At 69.3% G+C, this 20,000-nt stretch carries 17 protein-coding genes and 1 tRNA gene; 9 read left to right on the top strand and 9 right to left on the bottom strand.

The features are described 5' to 3' along the window. The first annotated feature begins 125 nt into the window (after positions 1-125). Together HUA76_RS33455 and HUA76_RS33450 are read left to right on the top strand one after the other, a co-directional pair. Entirely contained in the window at positions 126-1,592 is a 1,467-nt protein-coding gene (locus HUA76_RS33455) for a hypothetical protein (RefSeq protein ID WP_254614644.1), read from the top strand. Between the two features lie 132 nt (positions 1,593-1,724). Next, positions 1,725-4,163: a TonB-dependent receptor domain-containing protein gene (locus HUA76_RS33450; RefSeq protein ID WP_174453533.1), complete on the top strand. Its 2,439-nt coding sequence runs from the start codon at positions 1,725-1,727 to the stop codon at positions 4,161-4,163. A 49-nt stretch (positions 4,164-4,212) separates the two neighbouring features. On the opposite strand, the gene HUA76_RS33445 is transcribed toward HUA76_RS33450, so the two are convergent. Further along, entirely contained in the window at positions 4,213-4,623 is a 411-nt protein-coding gene (locus tag HUA76_RS33445) for a hypothetical protein (RefSeq protein WP_174463119.1), read from the bottom strand. A gap of 163 nt (positions 4,624-4,786) precedes the next feature. On the opposite strand from HUA76_RS33445, the gene fni reads away from it, so the two are divergent. Genes fni through HUA76_RS33420 form a run of 5 tightly spaced genes read left to right on the top strand, consistent with a single transcriptional unit; the run spans position 4,787 to position 10,225 of the window. After that, positions 4,787-5,845 (top strand): type 2 isopentenyl-diphosphate Delta-isomerase, encoded by a 1,059-nt coding sequence (fni, locus tag HUA76_RS33440; protein ID WP_174463118.1) that lies wholly within the window; start codon positions 4,787-4,789, stop codon positions 5,843-5,845. A 39-nt stretch (positions 5,846-5,884) separates the two neighbouring features. After that, a complete protein-coding gene (locus tag HUA76_RS33435; protein ID WP_141644230.1) occupies positions 5,885-7,213 on the top strand; it encodes a hydroxymethylglutaryl-CoA reductase, degradative in 1,329 nt (442 codons plus the stop codon). Positions 7,214-7,218: 5 nt separating this feature from the next. Then, positions 7,219-8,151, top strand: coding sequence for a mevalonate kinase (gene mvk, locus HUA76_RS33430; protein ID WP_141644229.1), 933 nt, complete (start codon positions 7,219-7,221; stop codon positions 8,149-8,151). A gap of 8 nt (positions 8,152-8,159) precedes the next feature. Next, positions 8,160-9,146 carry a diphosphomevalonate decarboxylase gene (gene mvaD, locus HUA76_RS33425; protein ID WP_174453536.1) on the top strand — a complete coding sequence of 329 codons (987 nt, stop codon included), beginning with the start codon at positions 8,160-8,162 and terminating at the stop codon, positions 9,144-9,146. Beyond that, a complete protein-coding gene (locus tag HUA76_RS33420; protein WP_141644227.1) occupies positions 9,146-10,225 on the top strand; it encodes a mevalonate kinase in 1,080 nt (359 codons plus the stop codon). Before mvaD ends, HUA76_RS33420 begins: the two co-directional genes overlap by 1 nt. A gap of 63 nt (positions 10,226-10,288) precedes the next feature. On the opposite strand, the gene HUA76_RS33415 is transcribed toward HUA76_RS33420, so the two are convergent. Then, positions 10,289-11,461 carry a BamA/TamA family outer membrane protein gene (locus HUA76_RS33415; RefSeq protein WP_174453537.1) on the bottom strand — a complete coding sequence of 391 codons (1,173 nt, stop codon included), beginning with the start codon at positions 11,459-11,461 and terminating at the stop codon, positions 10,289-10,291. A gap of 182 nt (positions 11,462-11,643) precedes the next feature. Between HUA76_RS33415 and HUA76_RS33410 the strand changes: the two genes are divergently transcribed. Together HUA76_RS33410 and HUA76_RS33405 are read left to right on the top strand one after the other, a co-directional pair. Further along, positions 11,644-13,197: an alkaline phosphatase family protein gene (locus tag HUA76_RS33410; RefSeq protein ID WP_174463117.1), complete on the top strand. Its 1,554-nt coding sequence runs from the start codon at positions 11,644-11,646 to the stop codon at positions 13,195-13,197. A gap of 71 nt (positions 13,198-13,268) precedes the next feature. Next, complete coding sequence (locus tag HUA76_RS33405) at positions 13,269-14,312, top strand: lysylphosphatidylglycerol synthase transmembrane domain-containing protein (protein ID WP_174463137.1); 1,044 nt, start codon at positions 13,269-13,271, stop codon at positions 14,310-14,312. Between the two features lie 75 nt (positions 14,313-14,387). On the opposite strand, the gene HUA76_RS33400 is transcribed toward HUA76_RS33405, so the two are convergent. The 7 genes from HUA76_RS33400 to HUA76_RS33370 all read right to left on the bottom strand — a co-directional run bounded on the left by HUA76_RS33400 (position 14,388) and on the right by HUA76_RS33370 (position 19,758). Next, a tRNA-Leu gene (locus HUA76_RS33400) sits at positions 14,388-14,471 on the bottom strand. Between the two features lie 89 nt (positions 14,472-14,560). Then, a complete protein-coding gene (locus tag HUA76_RS33395) occupies positions 14,561-14,938 on the bottom strand; it encodes a 2Fe-2S iron-sulfur cluster-binding protein (RefSeq protein WP_174453538.1) in 378 nt (125 codons plus the stop codon). A gap of 1 nt (position 14,939) precedes the next feature. Continuing rightward, on the bottom strand, positions 14,940-16,784 hold the full coding sequence (gene hscA, locus HUA76_RS33390) for a Fe-S protein assembly chaperone HscA (protein ID WP_141644224.1): 1,845 nt from the start codon (positions 16,782-16,784) through the stop codon (positions 14,940-14,942). Beyond that, a complete protein-coding gene (gene hscB, locus HUA76_RS33385; protein ID WP_174463116.1) occupies positions 16,781-17,338 on the bottom strand; it encodes a Fe-S protein assembly co-chaperone HscB in 558 nt (185 codons plus the stop codon). Before hscB ends, hscA begins: the two co-directional genes overlap by 4 nt. A 112-nt stretch (positions 17,339-17,450) precedes the next feature. Continuing rightward, positions 17,451-17,852, bottom strand: coding sequence for an iron-sulfur cluster assembly accessory protein (locus HUA76_RS33380; RefSeq protein WP_141644222.1), 402 nt, complete (start codon positions 17,850-17,852; stop codon positions 17,451-17,453). Positions 17,853-17,896: 44 nt separating this feature from the next. Next, positions 17,897-18,298 (bottom strand): Fe-S cluster assembly scaffold IscU, encoded by a 402-nt coding sequence (gene iscU, locus HUA76_RS33375; RefSeq protein ID WP_141644221.1) that lies wholly within the window; start codon positions 18,296-18,298, stop codon positions 17,897-17,899. A gap of 98 nt (positions 18,299-18,396) precedes the next feature. Beyond that, complete coding sequence (locus HUA76_RS33370) at positions 18,397-19,758, bottom strand: IscS subfamily cysteine desulfurase (RefSeq protein ID WP_254614657.1); 1,362 nt, start codon at positions 19,756-19,758, stop codon at positions 18,397-18,399. Positions 19,759-20,000 lie beyond the last annotated feature (242 nt).

Below are 20,000 nucleotides of genomic sequence, written 5' to 3'. Positions count from 1 at the left end.
TCAATGCTCGCGCGCTTGACAGCACGTGTGGATCCGTTTTACGAGCCGCACCCTGATTTTGAGAACGATTGTCATTAGCAGATTACGAAATATTGCAGGGAGAGGGGCATACGATGAAGAGCGGGATGCAGCAGCGTAAATCGTTCGCGGGCGTAGCGGCTCTTTCGCTCGCACTGGCGGTGTTCAGCAGCGCCTGTGGCGACGACGACGAGAAGGACCCGCAGAACACGCCGGACTCTGGCACGCCTGACTCCGGAACGCCCGACTCTGGCACGCCCGACTCCGGCACGCCTGACGCGGGCCCGGTGACGACGGTGTCGGACGCCGACATCGCGCTGGCTCGCTTCAACACGGACGGCACGCTGGACACGACGTTCGGCGCCAGTGGCACGACGCGCGTGGACCTGAGCACCGTGGCGGGTGGAACGAAGGACGCCGTGTGGGGTCTGGCGGCGGATGGGACCAACCGGCTCGTCGTCTTCGGCTCGCGCCGTGGCGAGGGTGACCGCGTCGACGCGGACCGCGTGGTGGTGCGCTTCTCGGCCAACGGCGCCCGCGACACGACGTTCGGCACCGAGGGCGTGTACACGCTCAACGTCTCCAACCTGAGCGACGGCGCGCGCAACGGCATCGTCCAGGCGGACGGCAAGATTGTCGCGTCGGGTTACACCAGCCAGCCGACGGGCGCGGGCACGCAGGCAGCCAACCGCATCGTGCTGCTGCGCCTGGATGACGCGGGCAAGGCGGACACCACCTTCGGCTGGAAGGGCGTGGTCAACTCCGCGCCGTTCGGAGCCGTCAACCCCCCCACCAACCCCGAGTGGGGCATGGCGGAGGCGTACGCGGTGGGCCAGTTCAGGGACGGCAGCTACGTCACCACCGGCTACGGCCGCAGCGCGTCCTCCGGCACGGTGGACGTGGTGAACTTCAAGTACTCGGCCACGGGCGAGCGCGACCTGAATTGGGGGTCGAACGGCATCGCCCTGCTGGACCTGGTCAGCGACAACGACCGCGGCCGCAACCTGCTGGTGCTGAACGACGACCGCGTGTGCACGGTGGGCAGCGCGACGCCGGTGGCGCAGAAGATCTCCGCCCTGGTGTTCATGCTGGACAAGAACGGCGCCCGCGACACGACCTTCAACACGGAGGGCTACAAGCTGTACGACTTCGAGCGTCCGGAGCAGGCGTTCTTCGGCGTGGCGAAGTCCGCGGACGGCAACTGGGTGGCGGCGGCCGGTTACCGCGCCGGTGGCAGCGAGGATGACGACGGCGTGCTGGCCATCATCCCGGTGGGCGGCTCGGGCACCGAGGTCTTCAAGGCGGCGCCCATCTCCGAGACGGACCATGACCGCTTCTGGTCCGTGGCCTTCGACGCGTCCAACCGCGTCTACGTGGCGGGCTTCGTCACCGAGGGCGGCGACAACAAGATGGTGGTGGCGCGTTACACGACGGCTGGCGCGCTGGACACCACGTTCGGCACGGGCGGCGTCGTGAAGCACAACTTCATCGTCGGCAAGACGGAGGAGGCCGTGCGCGGCATCGTCGTGCAGTCCGACGGGAAGATCGTCGTCGCGGGCACGGCCGACAAGTAGTAGCAGCACGGTTTCGAAGCACCCAGTCCTGGAGCCGGGGAGTCGGGTCCCTTCATGGGCCCGGCCACCCCGGCTTCCTGGCGTCTGGCGCAGTGCCACCGCACATCATCGAGACAAGGGCGTACTTCGCAGATGGCATGGTTCAAGGACAGGCTGAGGCGGGCGCGGAGCTGGACGGCTCCGGTGCTCATGGTGGGGTTCGTGTCGTCGTCGGCCGCCCAGTCCGTGCCGGTCGCTCCCAGCGAGGCTGCGACTCCGTCAGAGGCGGCTCCTCCGGTGGCCCCATCGCCCGTTGGACCTGCCGAAGAGCCCGCTCTTCCATCGACGTCCTCTCAGCCAGAGCCCCTTGTCGACGTGCCCGTGCCTTCGGAGTCGGTGGCCACGCCCTCGGCGCCGGAGGACGCGCCGCTGGCTCCGGAGCAGGCCGGTAGCGTGCCCGCGCAGGCGCCCACCGCGCCGGACGCGGTGCCCGAGGCGGGGCAGCGGAAGTTCGAGAGCGTGGTGGTGGGGACCTCGGAGACGCGCACGAGCGGCTCGGTCCACATCCTCAAGCCCGCGCAGTTGGAGCGCTACGAGAAGGACGACCCGAGTGCGGTGCTGATGAGCGTGCCCGGTGTCTACGCGCGTGGCGAGGACGGCTTCGGGCTTCGGCCGAACGTGGGCCTTCGCGGCGTGAATCCGGACCGCAGCAAGAAGGTCACCCTGTTGGAGGACGGTGTCCTCTTCGGCCCGGCGCCGTACTCCGCGCCTGCGGCCTACTTCTTCCCGCTCGTCACCCGCATGCAGTCGGTGCGCGTGCTCAAGGGCCCCTCGGCCATCCAGCATGGTCCACAGACTGTCGCGGGCTCCGTCGAGTTCCTCACGCGCGACATCTCCGCGTCGGAGTCCGCGTGGCTGGACATCGCCGGAGGTGGCTACCTGTACGGCAAGGCGCACGGCGTCTTCAGCGCGAGCACCGAGCGCGCGGGCTTCCTGGTGGAAGGCATCCACCTGCGCAGCAACGGCTTCAAGGAGCTCGACGGTGGAGGCACCACGGGCTTCCGGCGCAACGAGTGGATGGCGAAGGCCCGCTACCGCCTGGTGACCGAGGGGGAGATTCGCCAGAGCCTCAACCTCAAGCTGGGCTACTCCGACGAGCTGTCCAACGAGACGTACCTGGGCCTGTCCGACGCGGACTTCCGCGCCAACCCGCTGCGCCGTTACGTCGCCAGCGCGCTGGACCGGATGAAGTGGCACCGCACCCAGGTGGCCCTCAGTCACGTGCTGGAAGCCGGCTCGCTGGCCATCACCACCACGGCCTACCGCAACGACTTCGCGCGCGTGTGGCGCAAGGTGAACCGCTTTGGCGGCGCGGCCATCGCCACCGTGCTCGCGGACCCGACGAGCGCGCGCAACTCCATCTACTACGGCGTCCTCACCGGTCAGCTCGACACGTCGTCGACGCAGGACACGTTGCTCATCGGCCCCAATGACCGCACCTTCGTGTCGCAGGGCCTCCAGAGCGTCGCGCGGTGGACCACGACGACGGGCCCGCTGAGCCACAGCCTGGAGGTCGGCGCGCGCTTCCACTACGACAGCATCGACCGCAAGCACACCGAGGACGCGTACCGCATGGCGGGCGGCGAGCTCGTCTCCGCTGGAGCGCCCACGGCCACCACCGCCGACAACAAGGACGCCACCCACGCCCTCGCGCTGCACGTGACGGATGCCATCGCCTGGGGACCGCTGGTCCTCACGCCGGGCGTTCGCCTGGAGGTCATCCGCTCCCGCTCGTATGACCGCATGACGGGGGAGGACACGGACGGCTCGCTCGAGGTGTTGATGCCGGGCCTGGGCGCGTATGGCGCGCTGACGCCGAACCTGGGCCTCTTCGCGGGCGCGTATCGGGGCTTCTCGCCGCCCTCACCGGGCCAGCCCGACGCGGTGAAGCCGGAGAAGAGCATCAACTACGAGTCGGGCGCCCGCTGGACGCGTCGGGGCGAGCGCTTCGAGGTCGTCGGCTTCTTCAACGACTACTCGAACCTCACCGCCATCTGCACCTTCTCCAGCGGCTGTGTGGATGACGACCTGGACCGACAGACGGACGCGGGACAGGCCCACATCTACGGACTGGAGGTCTTCGCGGAGAAGACGTTCCGTCCCGGAGGCGGCGTGACGTTTCCGCTCTCGGCTTCCTACACCTTCACGCGCACGGAGCTGCTCACCGACTTCCGCTCGGCGGATCCTCAGTTCGGCGACGTGAAGGCCGGCGACGAGCTGCCCTATGTGCCCCGGCACCAGGTCTTCGCGTCGGTGGGCGTGGAGGGCGCGCTGGGCGGCGTCATCCTGAGCGCGCTCTACATCGACAGCATGCGCGAGAAGGCGGGGCAGGGTGAGGCGGCGCCCGGCGAGCTGACGGACTCCCAGCTCACGTTCGACGTCAACGCGAACTGGAACTTCTCCCGCTGGGGACAGCTCTACTTCAGCGCGCGCAACGTGTTCGACTCGGCGGACATCGTCTCCCGTCGCCCCTATGGCGCGCGCCCCAACGCGCCCCGCACGGTGATTCTCGGCTTCAAGCTGTCGCACTGACGCAAGGACCCCAGGTGCCCCGGAGGACCATGGCCGGGGCGCGGGAGGGTCAGAGGTAGAAGCGGTCCGTCACGCCGGCGGTGCGCTGGAGGATGGCGCTCCAGCCGAGCCACAGCTCGATGCCACTCTTCGCGGTCTCCGACTCGCCCCCCAGCGCGCCGAGCGAGCCCGTGCAGCCCGCGAGCGTGCACAGCCCGGACTCCGTCAGGTGCTCCAGCAGCGCGCGAAGCGTGGGCATTCCTCGTGACTCGAAGCGGTCAGAGATGTCCGTGCGGCCCTCGAAGTCGGGCTCATCCAGCGCGCCCCGCAAGAAGCGCTCGAGTGCCCACCAGAAGAGATACACCTCCGCACGACGCCCCGACGCGGTCGCCGCGGCGGCGATGGACATGCCCTGGTGCACCCGGTCGTAATCTCCGCTGTGCAGGAAGATGACCACCTTGGATGACGCGGGCGCGCTCATGCGGGCCTCATACCGTCCAGCAGTGTCCGCCGTCCATTGAGTCACCAGGGCGGACCGCTCGGGCCCTTTGGCTTGCGCCCGTCCCCCGGCGCTTGCTAGGAAACCCGCGAGCCATCGGGCACTTACACGCCCTGACGGGCACTTGGGACGGGCTGCTTCTCTCATGGTCGAGGACATCACAGCGCGGCGCAAAGACGCTCACCTCGACCTGTGCGCCACCGGTGACGTCGAGCCGGGCGGAAACAGCACCCTCCTGGAGCACGTCCACCTGGTCCACTGCGCCATGCCAGAGATGGCCGTGGAGGACGTGGACCTGTCCACTCCGTTTCTTGGAAAGCAGTTGCGCCACCCGCTGCTCGTCACGGGCATGACAGGCGGCACCGAGCGCGCGGGCGCGGTCAATCGTGACCTCGCATTGCTCGCTGAGCGACATGGTCTGGCGTTTGGTGTTGGAAGCCAGCGCGCCATGTCGGAAGACGTTGCGCGGGCCGCATCCTTCCAGGTGCGGCAGGTCGCGCCCACGGTGGCGTTGCTGGGCAACATCGGGCTCTATCAGGCGGTGCGGCTGGGCGTGGACGGGGTTCGGCGGTTGATGGAGGACATCGGCGCGGACGGCATCGCGTTGCACCTCAACGCGGGCCAGGAATTGACCCAGCCCGAGGGCGACCGGGACTTCCGGGGCGGCTACGACGTGGTGGGGGCGCTGGTGAAGGCCTTCGGCGACCGGCTGCTCGTGAAGGAGACCGGGTGTGGCATCGGTCCGGATGTGGCCCGGCGGCTGGTGGCGCTGGGGGTCCGGAACCTGGATGTCTCCGGCCTGGGCGGCACGTCGTGGGTTCGCGTGGAACAACTTCGGGCCACGGGCGTACAAGCTCAGGTGGGCGCGGAATTCAGCGCGTGGGGAATTCCCACGGCGGCCGCGGTGGCGACGGTGCGCGCGGCCGTGGGGCCGGAGGCTCGGCTGGTCGGCAGCGGCGGGGTGAGGACGGGGCTGGAAGTGGCGAAGGTGCTCGCGCTGGGCGCGGACCTGGGCGGAATGGCGCTGCCGCTGTTCCGGGCGCAACAGGCGGGTGGGGTGGAGGCGGCGGAGCAGGCGCTGGCGGTCATCCTGTCGGGATTGCGACAGGCGCTCGTGCTCACGGGAAGCAGAAGCTGCGCTGAGCTGAGGCAGCGGCCGCGGGTGGTGACCGGAGTGTTGAAGGATTGGATTGCGGCGCTATAGCGGCCGTGCGCGTCGACGCAGGAAGAGGGAAGACTCAACATGTCTGAGACGGTGACGTCCCGGCTCTCCGGGTTCCACAAGCTGCCGATGGATGAGCGCCTCGCGCAGCTCGCTCGCATGTTGCGGCTTTCGCCCGCGGACCTGGAGCAGCTTCGCGGCACGGAGGCTTTGCAGCCGGTCCTGGCCAACCAGATGATCGAAAACGCGGTGGGAACCTTCTCCCTGCCGCTGGGGTTGGGACTCAACCTCCAGGTCAACGGGCGCGACTACCTGGTGCCCATGGCGGTGGAGGAGCCGTCGGTGGTTGCGGCGGTGTCGTTCGCCGCGAAGATCGTCCGCGAGGCGGGCGGCTTCATCGCCGAGGCCGACGAGTCGATGATGATTGGCCAGGTCCAGGTGACGCGCTATGGCGACCCGACCGAGGCCACTCAGAAGATTCTGGCGCACAAGGAGCAACTGCTGGCCCTGGCCAACAGCTTCCATCCCGCGATGGTGGCGCGCGGTGGCGGCGCGAAGGACGTGGAGGTTCGCGTGTTGCCGGCCCCCGAGGGCCCGCGCGGCGAGCCGCTGCTCGTGGTGCACATCCTCATCGACACGCAGGAGGCGATGGGGGCCAACCTCATCAACACCGTGGCGGAGGGCGTGGCACCGCTCGTGGAGCAGATCACCGGCGGCAAGGTGTACCTGCGCATCCTCTCCAACCTGGCGGACCGCCGGCTGGCGCGCGCCACGTGCCGCATCCCCCTGGCGATGCTCGCCGACTTCGAGATGCCCGGTGAGACCATCGCCGAGGGCATCGCCCAGGCCAGCCGCTTCGCGGAGGCGGACCCGTACCGCGCGGCCACGCACAACAAGGGCGTGATGAACGGCATCGACTCGGTGGCCATCGCCACGGGGCAGGATTGGCGCGCGATTGAAGCCGGCGCGCACGCGTTCGCCTGCCGTGGCGGTCAGTACCGCCCGCTGTCGACGTGGTACCTGGAGGAAGGTCACCTGGTGGGCCGCATCGAGCTGCCCATGGCGCTGGGCCTGGTGGGCGGCCCCATCAAGGTGCACCCCGGCGTGCAGATGGCGCTGAAGCTCCTGCGCGCCTCGAGCGTGCGTGAGCTGTCCATGGTGTTCGCGGCGGTGGGGCTGGCGCAGAACTTCGCGGCGCTCCGGGCGCTGGGCAGCATTGGCATCCAGAAGGGCCACATGGCGCTGCACGCGCGCTGCGTGGCGGTGACGGCGGGCGCGCGCGGTGACTGGGTGGAGAAGCTCGCGGACCTGCTGGTGAAGGCGGGCCACGTGAAGGTGGAGAAGGCCCGGGAGATTCTCGCCAGCCTGTCCGCCGAGGACGCCGCTGCCGCCACTGGCACGACACTCTGAGCGCCGTGGCCACCCAGTCCTCCCTGTCCACGTTCGGCGCCGGCAAGGTCATCCTGCTGGGCGAGCACAGCGTCGTGTACGGCCATCCCGCGCTGGCGGGTCCGCTGTCGCAAGGCGTGAAGGCTCGCGGCGTGCCGTCCAAGAAGTGTCAGCTCTCCCTGCCGTCCACGCTGAGCCGGGGACAGCGGGCGCTGCTCACCCTGGCCTTCGCGCGCGCGGCGAAGCTGGTGGGCGAGCCTCCGGTGAAGGTGTCGTTGGACCCGGAGCTGCCGCTGTCCGTGGGACTGGGCAGCTCCGCCGCGCTGTCCGTGGCGTGCGCGCGGCTGTTGCTGCTGGCGGCGGGCAAGGAGGCCACGCCGCGAGAGGCCGCGCGGGTGGCGTGGGAGATGGAGCAGGAGTTCCACGGCACGCCCTCCGGGGTGGACCACACCACCAGCGCGGAGGAGCGGCTGTTGCTCTATCGCCGGACGCCCAACGCGGCGGCGGTGGGGCGCGGCAGGACGGTGGAGAGTCCCCGTCCGCTCAAGGTGGTGGTGGCGCTGGCGGGTGAGCGCAGCCCCACGAAGAAGACGGTGGCGGCGCTGCGGGAGCGGCAGGCGCGGTGGCCCGAGCGCTACCGGCGGCTCTTCACGGAGATGGGGCGGCTGGCGTCGGAAGGCGCGAAGGCGGTGGAAGCCGGAGACTTGGAGGCGCTGGGTGACGCGATGAACGTCAACCAGGGCCTGCTGGCGGCGCTGGGCCTGTCCTCGCCGCCGCTGGAAGAGATGGTGTATCGACTGCGTGGCCTGGGGGCGCTGGGCGCCAAGCTCACCGGAGCGGGTGGGGATGGTGGGGCCGTGGTCGGTCTGTTCCTCGAACCGGAGGCCGCGGTGGTCCAGCTCACCCGACTCGGTGTGCGCTGCTTCAGCAGCCAGCTCGCGGGTCCGCGAGCGCCGTGAGTGTTCCCATGAAAGCCACTGCCCTGGCGCATCCCAACATCGCCCTCGTGAAGTACTGGGGGAAGCGGGACGACGCGCTCATCCTTCCACACCAGTCCAGCCTGTCGCTGACGCTGTCGCCCCTGTCGGTGACGACGACGGTGGAGTTCGGCGTCCCGACTGACACGGTGGAGATCAACGGCCACACGTCCAAGGGCAGCGAGCGCGAGCGCGTGTTGCGCCTGCTGGAGTCGGTGCGCGCCCAGACGAAGGACGCGCTGGGGCCGGCGAAGGTCGTCTCGCGCGGAGACTTCCCCATGGCGGCGGGGCTCGCGAGCAGCGCGGCGGGCTTCGCGGCGCTCGCTGTCGCGGGACGCGCGGCTGCGGGCCTGCCGTCCGACGCGAGGGCGGCGAGCATCCTGGCGCGGCTGGGCAGCGGCTCCGCGTGTCGCAGCGTGGAGGGTGGCTTCTGCGAGTGGCAGCGCGGCGAGCGCCCGGACGGAGACGACAGCTTCGCGGTGCAGCGCTTCGACGCGGCGCACTGGCCGGACCTGCGCATGGTGGTGGCGGTGCTGGACCGGGGCGAGAAGGACGTGAAGTCGCGCGACGGGATGAAGCAGACGGTGGAGACCAGCCCCTACTACCCGGCCTGGGTGCGTGACGCGGAAGAGGAAGTGCCGCGTGCCCGCGCGCACATCGCCCGGAGGGATTTGCAGGCGCTGGGGGAGTTGTGTGAGCGCAACGCGTGGCGGATGCATTCCACGTCGCTCGCGGCCGACCCACCGCTCTGCTACCTGAACGCGGGGACGCTGGGCCTCATCCAGCACCTGCGCGAGCACCGCAAGAAGGGCATCCCGGTCTGGTTCACGTTGGACGCGGGCCCCAACCCGGTGCTGCTGACGGACGCGGCGAACGAAGTCGCGGCGGAGGCGCTGGCCCGCGCGTGTGGCGCGCTGGACGTGATTCGCTGCGTGCCGGGCGGGGACGCGGTGCTCAAGCAGGAGCACCTGTTCTGATGGAGCGCGCCCTCTCCGCACCGGGCAAGCTGTTCGTCTCCGGCGAGTACGCGGTGCTGTGGGGCGGGGTGGCGCGAGTGGCCGCGGTGGCGCCTCGCACTGCGGCCTATGTGCGGCGGCGCGAGGATGCGCGCGTGCATGTCTGCCTGGAGGAAGGGTCGCTGGGCGGCAGCGTGACGCCTCGGGGCGTGCGCTGGGAGCGCGAGGTGCCCGCGGGCTTCTCCTTCGTGGCGCGCACGCTGGACGAGGCGCTCCGAGCGCACGGCCGCGCGAGCCAGGGCTTCGACTTCGCGGTGGCGCCCTCGGCCGTGGGGCCCAACGGGCAGAAGCTGGGCATGGGCGGCAGCGCGTGCGCGACGGTGCTGGCGGCCGAGAGCGCGCGTTATGTGCTGGAGGAGCGCTACGACGCACTGAAGCTGGCGTTGCTGGCGCACACGCAGGGGCAGGGCGGCAAGGGCAGCGGCGGGGATGTGGCGGCGAGCTTCGCGGGGGGCGTGCTGCGCTATCGGCGCTATGACGTGACGCCCCTGGTCGACGCGAGCAACGGCGGACGGCTGAGCGCGGCGCTGACGGAGTCGGCCTCCGTGGACGTGTGGCGACTGCCCGTGCCCAGGGTGTCCATGGCGTATGCCTTCACGGGTGAGAGCGCGTCCACGCGCGTGCTGATTGGCCAGGTGGAAGCGCGGCTGGAGGCGGCGGGGCGCCAGGCCTTCGTCGAGCGCTCCAACGTGGTGGGGCAGGTGATGGAAGATGGTCTCGCGGGCTGGGACTTCCGAGGCTTCTCCGAGGCCGTGAAGGCGCAGCACGCGCTGCTGTTGGAACTGGGCCCGCTGGAGACGGAGGGCATGCGCCGCGTGCTGTCCATGGCGGCGGCCTACGGCTGCGTGGGCAAGCTGTCCGGCGCGGGGGGCGGCGACGGCTGCATCCTCTTCGCACCGGACGCGGAGGCTCGCGCCGAGCTGTGCAAGGGACTGGAGTCGCGCGGCTTCCACACGCTGCTGCTGGAGGCCGAGCAGGGCGTCCGGGGTGAGACGCAGGTGGATGCGCGGCTGCGCGCCTGGGTGGACGCGCTCGTCTGAGTCACGCGACGGCCCTGGTTCTCACTCACTCACTTACGAGAGAGCCCGGGGCCTCGTCTCCCTTCAGAACATGTGGCCGAAGGTGATGTAGATGCGCTGGCGGCCGGTCTCGGTGGAGCGGGCGTAGTCCATGCGCACCACGGCGGCGCGACGGGTGAGGCGCAGGCCGCCGCCGATGCCCGGGTGCCACTCGTGCCACTTTCCGTCCGTTACGCCCGGGTGCCACACGCGCCCCAGGTCCAGGAACATCACCGCGCCCACCTTCATGCTCTTGCCGAACACCTGCATCTGCGCGGCCTGGAAGCGCAGCTCCGTGTTGCTGAACGCCTTGATGTTGCCGGAGAAGCGGTTGCGCTCGATGCCGCGCACGCTGCTCATGCCGCCGATGCCCTCCGACACATTCACGCCGCCCGTGTTGCTCCACTCGAAGAACGGCACGTCGCCGAAGAGCATGTCCAGCGTGAGCCGCTGCGCCAGCGTCAGCCGTGACGACAGCCGCAGGTATCGCCGCTCGCTCAAGGTGATGCCCACGTACTGATAGCGGCTGCCCGTCGCCTGGCCTGACACGCGCAGCGCCAGCTCCTCCACGCCCCCCTCCAGCGGGTCCGTCTCGTCGTCGCGTGTGTCCCACAGCGCGCCCACGAGGAGCTGACCGGTGGAGCCACCCTCGATGCCGATGGGTTGCTGCTGCGTCAGCATCGACTGGTCTTCCGCGCTCACGCTCGTGTTGCGCCACGCGTAGCCCACGTAGGACTGGAGTGGATGCGTGGGACCGAAGGGCCGGCCACGAAGGCGCAGCCACGCGCCGGGCGAACCCTTGTCGAACGTGAAGCGCTCGTTGTCCAGGTCACCCTTGAAGTCCGGCGCCGACTGGTTGCCCGCGCCGAAGAAGGGGCTGCGCAGCTCCCTGCGGTACTCGAGCCCGGCCTCCAGGCGAAGCGGTCCAATGAGGCGCGGCCCGTCGTAGCGCAGGTAGTGGCTCTGCACGCCTCGGCTGCTGAAGAGCACCTGCGCGCCGATGCCGTGCGCGTACGGCGTCTTGCCGGGGCCGTACAGGTAGATGCCGCCCACCGCGCCGTAGCTGATGCCGTGGTCCGAACTGAACGTCATCATCGGCAGCGCGATGATGTCCGAGCCGGAGTCCGTCTTCGCGGGAGCCAGCCCAGGCGCCGGCCGGGCAGGCGGCGTCACCGGAGCGGCACTCAGGAGGGCGAGGAGGACAGCGGGAATGATCATGGGGACCGTGGTGACGCCTCTCTGAGTCGGATCCATCCCGACTGAAGGACGGCGCTACCTGCCCGCCTGCTTTCCAGGAGGGCTGCCTTCGACTGAAGGCGGCCGTCCCCCCAAGTGCTCATTTTGCCTGCCGAAGGAGGGGAGGCGTCAACGTGAGTGGAGTCATTACCCCAGCTTCATGGATGTGGGCCCACGGACTTGCGCGGAGGGTGCGCTCGAAAGTTCCGCCCGCAGCGGCGCATCGGCGCCGGAACCTCTTGATTGTCCATTTAGACGGGGTGCCTAAGGCCCTGCTGGATGAGGCGATTGTCGCCGGGAAGATGCCGTTCTTCTCACGACTCATCCGCTCGGGGGCGTTTCATCTGGAGGACGCCTTCTGGGGCGCGCCCACCTCCACGCCCTACTTCCAGGCGGGCTTGCTGTACGGCATGCGCGAGTCGAACCTGCCTGCCTACTCCTGGTACGACCGGGAGCTGGGTCGCAAGGTGCAGATGAACGTGCCCTCGGACGCGCTGGAAATCGATCAACGGTTGCGAGGCGCGGGGCGCGACAGCCTGCTGGATGGCGGTGGCCACGGGTACTTCTCGCTGTTTCGCGCGGGCGCGGACAACGCGCTGAGCATGAGCACGCTGGGCAGCTTCAAGCTGATGTCGCGCTCGCTCTCCTACGAGCTGATGGGTTTGTCGGCCGGTCGCACGCGGGGCGCGTGGGACTTCCTGCGCTCGTTCGGAATGGACACGTGGCAGTCGGCGCGCGAGGTGGTCCGCTGGTCTCGCGCCCTCCACGACTGGCGCCACGAGCAGTCCTTCCTGCTCAGTCGCGTGCTCTTCCAGCGCCTGGGCTGGAGCTTCGCGCACACCAAGGCCCTGGTGGACATGGTGCGCGGCGTGCCCGCCATCTACCTCGTCTTCGGCAACTACGACGAGGTGGCCCACCGCCGAGGGCCGCGCTCGGAGATCGCGCTGGCGGAGCTGCACCGGGTGGATGCGTACCTCTCGGAGCTCTACGCCATGGCGCGCTCGGTGGAGCGTCCCTACGACGTCGTCATCCTCTCGGACCACGGACACGTGGACAGCCTGCCGCTGGAGCAGCGCCAGGGCGTGCGACTGGAGTCCATGTTGTTCGAGGGCGCTCACGTCCCCCTGTCCGACGACGTGGCGCGGGGCCTGTGTGAGGGACGTTCTCTGCCCGAGCCGGACACCGTCGCGCGCGCGCCTTTCAAGCCCGTCGTCGTCGAGTGCGGCAACTTCGCCCATGTCTATCTCTCCGGCGAGAGCGAGCCGCTGGAGGCGAGGACGCTGCTGGCGCGGCATCCGGAGGTGCTGGCGCGCGCCACGCGGAGCCCGGACATCGGCATCGTCGCGATGCGCCGGGGGAACTCCGCGGTGGCCGTGGTGCGCGGTGGCGTCTACGGCCCGGATGAAATGGAGCGCGCGCCCCTGGCACCCGAGTACAGCCGCCGCGCGGTGGCGGACTTCCTCAGGGGCCTGCCGGCGATGAAGACGGCGGGAGACCTGGTCCTCTTCGGTGAGGCGGTGCGGCGCGGAGGCACCGTGGGCTTCGCGTGGGAGTTCGGCTCGCACGGTGGGCTGACGCGCACGGAGGCCAACAGCCTGGTGTGCTGGCCCGCGAACGCGCCCGTGGACCTGTCCGGCCTGGGCCACTGCGCGGACCTGCACGAGCGGCTCGCGGAAGCCTACCTGGAGCCCGCGCTCCGACTGCGGTGGGTCCAGTGAAGCGGAAACCCTTTCGGTCCACGACAGGCAGGTGGCCCAGTCCCTCGGCTCGCGGCGTCAGCGCGCCCAAGGTGCTGCTCGCCGTGCTGGGGCTGGCGCTGTCCGTCGTCCTGCTCTCGACGGCGTTCTTCCGGTGGCACCTTCAAGGCCCGGGGCCCCTGCTCGAGCCGCGCTTCCCCCTGGACGAGTTCCTGAGGGACCTGCCCGGCCACCTCGTGTGGCTGTTGCCCTTCGTGCTGCTCCAGGCCTCCATCATCCCGCTGCGCGCGGTGCAATGGCAGAGCACCTTGCGCAAGCGAGTGCCCTTCCGCGAGCGCTACCACCTGGTCGCCATTGGCGCCTTCGTCCACAACGCGCTGCCGGGGAAGCTGGGCGACATCCTCCGCTCGTTCCTCCTGTCGCGCACCGAGCGCATTCCCTTCCTGCGCTGCCTGGGCACCGTCGGCGTCTGCAAGCTGATGGAGTTCGCCGCGTTGATGTTGCTGGTGACGCTCTCCCTCTTGGGGCCCTTCGGCGCCACGCTCTCCCGCTTCCAGGGGCAGCTCAAGGTGGCGGTGTCCCTGTGCGTGGGATTGGTCGCCCTCGTCGTGCTGCTGGCCCACTGGTCCGCTCCGCTGGCGAACTCGCTGCACCGCCGTCACCGCTTCCCGCGCCTGGAGGGCTTCCTCCACCACGTCAGCGATGGCCTGGGCTCGGCGCGCTCCTTCCGGGGCATGGGCAAGGTGCTCTTCTTCTCGGTGGGCCCGGTGATGGCGTCCGCGCTGGCCTACGGACTGGCGTTGCACGGCATTGGAATCCAGGGGGGCCTCTTCGCGGGGGCGGTGATGCTGGGGGCCATCTCCCTGGGACAGGCGCTCCCGGGTGTCCCGGCCGGCATGGGCATCTACTACTTCGTGACGAGCTGGGCGGCCCGCAGCCTGGGGGCCTCGCCGGAGGATGCGGCGGCCTTCGCCACGCTCACCCACCTGGGGACGGTGCTCAGTCAGGCCGGAGTGGGGGCCATCTCCGTCTACGTCCGGAAGATTCGAATCAGGGACTTGCGCAAGGGCGGCAGCCTGGCGCGCGAGGCGGCGCACCACGTGGCCCACGAGTCCGTCGAGCCGGCGCCACCGTGAGCGCGCGGGGGCAATCCGAGCCCTGAAAAGCGAAAAGGGGCCCTGGTTTGAAACCAGGACCCCTTCTCAACTTTGTGCCCAGGAGAGGACTCGAACCTCCATGCCCTTGCAGGCGCTAGACCCTGAATCTAGTGTGTCTACCAATTCCACCACCTGGGCAGGTGGTTCCTCGCGGCGCTGCGGCGTTGCTGCGATGGGGCGGACATATAGAAGTCCTGCCCCGCGCCGTCAAGAACTACGTAACAACCTCACTTCTTCAGCGGCCATTTCCCCTCGGCTTCGAGGGCGCGGCGGATGACGGGGTTCTCATCCATGAACGCGGTGAGGGACTCCTCGGTGATCTCCACCGTGACGTCCTCCTGGCTGACCTCCGTCTGGCAGCTCAACCGCGAGTACGGGCGCACGTCGAACCCCATGTCCAGCCGGTCCGCCTCCGCGTCCGATTGCTCGCTCAGCGAGTCGAGGCCCTTGCGCACCCAGATGTGACAGGTGGAGCAGCCGCAGACACCGCCACAGCTATGGCCCACCTGGGCACCGCCCTGCTCGGCCGCGTCCAGGAGGATGGTCCCCGGGGGCACGTCCACGCTGACCTCGGCCAGGGGGCTCTTGAAAGTCACCTTGGGCACGTCAGTAGTCCTCCACCGACTGGCCGGCCACCACCTGGGTGATGGCCTGGTTCATCACCCGCTCGATGAAGGGGCGGCACGTCTCGTCCAGCGCGTGCACGGCCTCCTTCAGCTTCAGGTAGTCGTTGCCCTGGGCCGTCTCGCGCACCTTCGCGAGGGCCGCGTCGATGGCGGCCCGCTCGTCGCCCTGGACCAGCGCGCCGTGCTCGCGCAGCTGCCGGTCCGCTTCGGCCAGAACGCGCTCGGCGTCCACGCGCTGTTCGCGCAGCTGCCGGGCCTGGATGTCGTCCTCGGCGTACTCGATGGAGTCGAGCAGCATCCGCTCGATTTCATCCTCCGTGAGGCCGTGGCTCGGCGTGACGGTGATGGACTGCGCGGCACCGGTGCTCTGCTCCTTCGCGGAGACGGAGAGGATGCCATCGGCGTCCACCTGGAAGCGCACTTCCACGCGCGCCATGCCCGCCGCCAGCGGAGGGATGCCGGAAAGGGTGAAGCGCGCGAGGCTGCGGTTGTCCTCCACCAGCTCGCGCTCGCCCTGCACCACGTGCACGTCCAGGCCGGTCTGCCCGTCCTTGAACGTGGTGAACACCTGCGCCGCCGCCGTGGGGATGGTGGAGTTGCGCTGAATCAACTTCTCGGTGATGCCGCCCATCGTCTCCAACCCGAGCGACAGAGGAATCACGTCCAGCAGCAGCACCTCGTCCTGACGGTCCTCGTTGGTGAGCAGGTCCGCCTGCACCGCCGCGCCCAGCGCCACCACCTGGTCCGGGTCGATGTCGCCCAGGGGCTCGCGGCCGAACATCTCCGCCACGAAGCGCCGCACCGCGGGCACGCGCGTGGAGCCGCCGACGAGGATGACGCCGTCCAGCTCCCCGGCCACCACGCCCGCGTCCTTCAGCGCCCGACGGCACACGAGCCCCGTCTTGTTCACCAGCGGCTGAATCCACGCGTCGAAGTCCGCGCGCTTCACCGTGTGCGACTGGCCACCCACGGTGACGGTCGCCTCGGGCGCGTCGGTGAGGGCCTCCTTCGCCTTGCGCGAGGCCGCCAGCGTCTGGGCCACGAGGGAAGGGGAGGGCTCGGTGATGCCGAGCGCCTGGAAGACTTGTGACGCAATGGCCCGGTCGAAGTCGTCGCCACCCAGCGCGGAGTCGCCACCGGTGGACTTCACCTCGAACACACCGTCCACCAGCTTGAGGATGGAGATGTCGAAGGTGCCGCCGCCCAAATCGTAGACGGCGAAGGTGCCCTGGCTGCCCTTGTCGAGTCCGTACGCCAGCGCCGCCGCCGTCGGCTCATTGAGGAGCCGCAGCACCTCCAGCCCGGCGAGCCGGCCCGCGTCCTTGGTGGCCTGGCGCTGGGCGTCGTCGAAGTACGCCGGCACGGTGATGACGGCCTGCTCCACCTTCATGGAGAAGTGGGCCTCCGCGCGGCGCTTCAGCGCGCGCAGGATTTCGCCCGAGACTTCAATGGGCGTCACCGGGTTGCCGCCGGCCACGTCGAAGCGCACGACGTTGGCGCCGGGCGCGAACTTGTAGTGCCCCAGCTTGCGCGTCTCCGCGTCGTCGGGGCCGCGCCCCATGAAGCGCTTCACGGAGGAGATGGTGTCGGTGGGGTGCTCGCCAGCCAGGGCGCGCGCGCGCGCGCCGGTGACCACACCGCCGTCCTTGCCGTAGTGCACGACGGAGGGCAGCAGCAGCGAGTCGCCCTCGTCCACCGGGACGCAGCGGGGCTTGCCCTGCGCCACCGCGGCGACGAGTGAGTGCGTGGTGCCCAGGTCGATGCCCACGGCCTGGCCCTTGGGCTTCAGCGGGTCGTGGATCTGCAGGTAGCCGTTCTTGCTCACGACAGACTTTCCTCCTCGAACGCGTCCACCTGCTCGAGGAAGCGCGTGAAGTAGCGCACCCGCCCCAGCGCGTGCGATGCCTTTCTCACCTGGGCCGGCGCTTCCTCCGCTGGCCCCCCACCTTCCAGGGCCCTGAGGACACCGGCCGCCTCGTCGAGCGCCGCCTTGCTCCGGCCCTGCACCTGGCTGCCCATGGCCTGCACGCGGGCCAGGTCCTTCTTCTCCATGGCCCCGTCGAGCGCCTCGCGCAGCTCCATGACCTCCTCGAGGAACTCCAGGGGCATGTCCTTCTGCGCGCCCGCGTCCTCGCGGTCCAGGTCCACCCCGTGCAACTTCAGGAGGTAGAAGGCGCGGCGCACCGGGTCCTTCAGCGTCTTGAAGGCCTCGTTGAGGGCAGTCGTCCCCTCCAGGGCCTTGAGGCGCTCGCGCGCGTCGGCCTGGGCCACGCGGTCCGGGTGCAGCTGGAGCGAAAGCTCGCGGTACTGCTTCTCCAGCGCGGGCACGTCCACGTCATAGGCGCGCGGCAGCCCGAAGACGTCGAAGTGGGTCCTCACTCGGTGTGCTCCATGGGGGTGTGGGCCAGACAAACGAAAGGGGCCCGGCGGCTGGCCGGACCCCGCGTGACGGTGTCCCTTCCGGAAGGGAAGGGACGGGGACTGTCCCCACTCAGACGGAGAAGCTCTCTCCGCAGCCGCAAGCGGCCTTGATGTTGGGGTTGTTCAGCTTGAAGCCGGAGGCCATGAGCGTCTGCTCGAACACCAGCTCCGTGCCAATGAGGTACAGGTAGCTCTTCGGGTCCACGAAGACGCGCACGCCGTCCCGCTCGAAAATCTTGTCGCGCTCGCGGGACTTCTCGGACCACTCCATGGAGTACTGGAGGCCCGAGCACCCGCCGCCCTTCACGGCCAACCGCAGGCCCGCCTCGGGCGTCTGCCGCTGCTCCAGCAGCTCCTTCAGCCGGGCCACGGCGCTGTCCGCCACGACGATGCCCTTGGGAGCGGGCTTGGCCACGGGCGCGGGGCCAGGCACCGGGCTCTGCGTCGTCTGCTGGGTCGCCTGTTCGCTCATGGTTTCGCCTCCTGGAGTCGTGAAGTTCGCCGTACCAACGGCCCTTAGGATGCCTGGGCCTTGCGCGCGGCGCGCTTCTTCTTGAAGTCCTCGATGGCCGCCTTGATGGCGTCCTCGGCGAGGACCGAGCAGTGGATCTTCACCGGCGGCAGCGACAGCTCCCGGGCCACGTCCTTGTTGGAGATGGTCATCGCCTGGTCCACCGTCTTGCCCTTCACCCACTCGGTGACGAGCGACGAGGAGGCGATGGCGGACCCGCAGCCGAACGTCTTGAAGCGCGCGTCCTCGATGAGCCCGTCGTCGGAAATCTTCAGCTGCAGGCGCATCACATCGCCGCACGCCGGAGCCCCCACGAGGCCCGTGCCCACGTTCGGGTCTTCCTTGTCCATCGTCCCGACGTTGCGGGGGTTCTCGTAGTGGTCGATGACCTTGTCGCTGTAAGCCATGCCAACTCCTTCAACGGATGCTTCTCACCAAAGGTTCCGGGGAGCAATGCCCACCGGTCGAGGGGCCATGCGCCCCGCTGATTGCCTGGAAAGACGCGCTAATGCGCCGTCCACTCGATGCTCTTGAGGTCGATGCCTTCCTTGGCCATCTCGTAGAGGGGGCTCATGTCGCGCAGCTTGCGGACCTTGTCCACGACCAGGTTGACGACGAAGTCGACCTCCTCCTCGGTGGTGAAGCGGCCCAGGCCGAAGCGGATGGAGCTGTGCGCCAGCTCCTCGTCCACGCCCAGCGCGCGCAGCACGTAGGAGGGCTCCAGCGAGGCGGACGTGCACGCGGAGCCTGACGACACCGCGACGTCCTTGATGCCCATCATCAGGGACTCGCCCTCGGCGTGGGCGAAGGAGATGTTGAGGTTGCCCGGCAGCCGGTGCTCCAGCGAGCCGTTGAGCACCGTCATGTCCAGCGCGTCGGTGAGCCCCTTCCGGAGCTTCTCGCGCAGGCGGAGGATGCGGGCGGCCTCGTCGGCCAGCTCCTCGCGGGCAAGCTGCGCCGCGTGGCCGAAGCCGACGATGGCCGCGACGTTCAGCGTGCCGGAGCGCATGCCGCGCTCATGGCCGCCACCGTCGATGAGGGGGGCGATGCGCACGCGCGGCTTGCGGCGCACGTACAGCGCGCCAATGCCCTTGGGGCCGTACATCTTGTGCGAGGTGATGGAGGCCAGGTCGACCTTCATCGACTCCACGTCGAAGGGCACCTTGCCGATGCCCTGCACCGCGTCGCAGTGGAAGAGGATGCCCTTCTTGCGGCACAGCGCGCCAATCTCCGCGACGGGCTGCACCACGCCAATCTCGTTGTTGGCGAACATGATGGAGACGAGCACCGTCTTCGGCGTCATCGCCTCCTCGAGCTTCTCCATGCTCACCCGGCCGTCCTGCTCCACGTCCAGGTACGTCACGCGCGCGCCACCGGTGGGCATCTCCGCCCACTTCTTGTAGGTCGCGTCGTTCTCCAGGTCGTGCTTCGCGGCCAGCTCCGCCACGTCCTCGGGCGACACGTCGCGCTCGGCCAGCTGCCCCAGGCGCAGGAGCTTCAGCTCGTCCAGCCGCTCCTGGCGCACGCGCTCCAGGCGCTTGCAGGTGTCCAGGATGGCCTTGTGCTCGGTCTTCAGGGTGATGATGTGGTCACCCTTCGACTTGTAGTACTCGATGACGCCCTTGATCGCGAGGTTGTCGGACTCGGTGGCGCCAGAGGTGAAGACAATCTCCTGGTCCGTCGCGCCGATGAGCTCGGCCACCTGCTGGCGGGCCTTCTTCACGGCGGCTTCGGCCTTCCAGCCGAACACGTGGTTGCGGCTGGACGCGTTGCCGAAGTCCTCGCGCAGGTACGGGAGCATCACTTCCAACACACGCGGGTCCAGCGGCGTGGTGGCGTGGTTGTCCATGTAGATCGGCAGCTTCAGCATCGCTTCCCACACCTTCCTGAAGGGGCTTACGACTGCCCCCGCACCCCGGCGCCACCCAAGGGGCGCGCTGCGGCGGGCATACACCGTCACACATGAATGTGGACCGGACTGGTCAATTATAAAATCGGGTGCCCTCGGGTCAAGCGAACATAAGGCGGACGAGAGACCTGCCGGGACTGGCCGGATGGAGGGGATGTCGGCGGTGGAACGGCTGGGCCAGGGTGGATCAGTCCCAGGTG

It is taken from the genome of Myxococcus sp. CA056, from assembly GCF_013336715.1.
In the GTDB taxonomy this organism is placed as follows: Bacteria; Myxococcota; Myxococcia; order Myxococcales; family Myxococcaceae; genus Myxococcus; species Myxococcus llanfairpwllgwyngyllgogerychwyrndrobwllllantysiliogogogochensis.
The sequence above is the reverse complement of the archived record's forward strand: the minus strand, read 5'-3'. Positions and strand labels throughout refer to the sequence as shown.